This is a genomic window from Deltaproteobacteria bacterium (assembly GCA_016213065.1).
Taxonomy (GTDB): Bacteria; UBA10199; UBA10199; order SPLOWO2-01-44-7; family SPLOWO2-01-44-7; genus JACRBV01.
Window position 1 is genome coordinate 1 of the sequence record JACRBV010000084.1, and the last position, 2,374, is coordinate 2,374.

Sequence of the window (2,374 nt, forward strand, 5' to 3'; positions counted from 1 at the left end):
ATGCTTCCCAAAGGCAGAGCTTCTGAAAAGTCTCTCGGAGGCCGAGCGAGCATGGTTCACCTTGAGGGCAAAGCACGAAAGGTGAGAGCGAGGCCGAGAGCGAAGCGGCATTTCGCACGCGGGAGCGAAATGACCGCGTCTTTTCAGAAGCTCTGCCTTTGGGGGGCTGGTCACTGAGGACATTTTTCAACATGTCCCTAGTTTTCCAGCGCCTCAATCCCGGGCAAATTTTTCCCGCTCAAATATTCGATCATCGCCCCCCCTCCAGTAGAAACATGAGTGAATTTGGAATGAGGTATTTTTAGGAAGTTAATGGCGGCAACAGTTTCCCCTCCTCCAATGATAGTTGTGCCTTTGCAGGCTGATACAGCTTTGGCAATGGCTTCTGTTCCGTGACGAAAAACTTTATATTCCGCGTAACCAAGTGGGCCATTCCACAGCACGGTTCTTGATTTTTTGATGATTTTTGCGTATTTGGCAACGGTCTTTTTCCCAACATCAAGAATTTTCATGTCGCCCTCCACGTCTTCGCTTGGCACGTCAACAGCAGTCGCCCAGCTTGTTATTTCATCGTCGCACACCACATCTTCCGGCAAATGGAGGCGGTTTCCAAGTTTCATGGCAATGTTTTGCGTTGTTTCGAGCTGTTCTTTTTCACAGAGGGATTCGCCGATGTCATAGCCTTCTGCAAAGAGAAAAGTGTTTGCAATGCCTCCACCGGTGAGCACCGCGTCAGCGGTTTGGGCGAAATACTCCAAGACTCCGATTTTGGTGTCAATTTTCGCGCCACCAAAAATGATCGTAAATGGCGATTCGATTTTTCCATGCAACAACGGATTCAAAGCTGCGATTTCCTGTTGAAGAAGAAGCCCAGCTGCTTTTTCTTTCATGAGTTTTGGGAGAGAGCTGATCGTGGCGTGGTCTCGATGGCAGGCGCCGAAAGCATCGTTTACGTACACATCGCCCAATTTCTCCAACGCTTTTGCAAAACCCATTCGTTTTTTTTCATCCGAATGGTCTTCGTCGTCCAATCTGACATTTTCCAAAACCACAATTTTTGCGGTTTTTGGGATTTTGACGTTACGACATTGGTCAAGCTTGAGCACAGGTTTTTTGAGCAGTTTTTGCAATCGTTTCGCGTGGAGATCAAGAACTGATTCCGGAGAACGGTTTTTTTCTCGCCCCTGATGAGCCAGAATTATAATCTGTATAACACCTCCTTTGAGCAAATACCGCAATGTCGGGAGAACACTCCGGATTCTGGTGTCATCTTGTATTTTTCCATCGCGAATATCGCTGTTCAGATCAGCTCGGTAGAGAATTTTTTTCCCTTTGAGAGAAATATCTTTTAAAAATTTCATGATGGAGCAAACGTTGTCCTTACTCTATCACAACTTAAGACAGTCTTGCCTGACATTTTGGGCATTGGGAAGATTTAGGGTCAGGCAATTGCGTTTTGCAGTGTGGACAAATTCGAATTTGCGGCCCGCCCATAAGTTTTTGCCGGAGCGCCGCTGCTTTATCTTCCTCTTCTCCTTTTTGAGCTGTTTGCACCTTTTCCATTTCCAAATCTTTCCAGTCTTCAACCTGTTTTTGCTGGAGTTCGCGGATTTTTACCTGGTGTTTATCATCGAGTTCCGCGAATTTACGCCGTTCTTCTTCGAAGATTTTGATCAGTTCATCAATCTGGTATTGGGAAAGTTTTGGCACGGATTCCACGATTTTCTTTTTTTCGTTTTTCGTCAAAGAAATGGATCCGGAAAGCATTTTGAGAAAATACGCTTCATCAAACTTCGTGTTCGGGTGCGGAGGAACCGAAACCGTGGTGGAAAAACTCCCCACAGCCCCTATTCCAAGAGCTGGGTCAGGAGGTCGCGGGCGAAGATATGATTTGTCGTCCGTTTGTTGAGCTCCGGCAGGCCGAGCTCCTGCGGGCTGCGCGCCAGCTGGCTTGGCTCCCTGCGGCTGCTGCCCTTGTCCCTGAGGCTGTACTTGGGGCGGAGTAGTGCCGCCAGAATGCGGCTGAGGAGTTTGTAATTGATCATCCATAAGAAGGCTGTGAGACGAGAAAAATATCGGTTTGATTATAGCTGGTTTTGTTTGCTTGTCACGGGGAAATCTGGTGCTCCCTGTTTGAAAAAATTCGAACTGATTTTATGGCCATTTGAAGCCATTCTGTCGGGCGGGCGCCTGCGGCGCGCGTAGATTTTTCAGGCGCCCGCCCGAGGCGCGCCTTCGCGGGGCGGAAACAGCCCACGATTTCTATTTTTTCTTTGGTAGCTATTATTTTAAGCAACTCTACACCTGCCTGAAGAGCAGTAAGATATTATCAATCAGTCTTAGCGCTTCTCAAGAAGCTTATCCAGATCCTCCA

General features: G+C 47.7%; 2 protein-coding genes. Both read right to left on the reverse strand.

Annotation, left to right across the window (positions count from 1 at the left end; all coding sequences use genetic code 11):
* Nucleotides 1–197: 197 nt before the first annotated feature.
* Nucleotides 198–1,361: a phosphoglycerate kinase gene (locus HY877_05085; GenBank protein MBI5299650.1), complete on the reverse strand. Its 1,164-nt coding sequence runs from the start codon at nucleotides 1,359–1,361 to the stop codon at nucleotides 198–200.
* A 34-nt stretch (nucleotides 1,362–1,395) separates the two neighbouring features.
* A complete protein-coding gene (locus HY877_05090) occupies nucleotides 1,396–1,842 on the reverse strand; it encodes a hypothetical protein (protein ID MBI5299651.1) in 447 nt (148 codons plus the stop codon).
* Nucleotides 1,843–2,374: the final 532 nt, after the last annotated feature.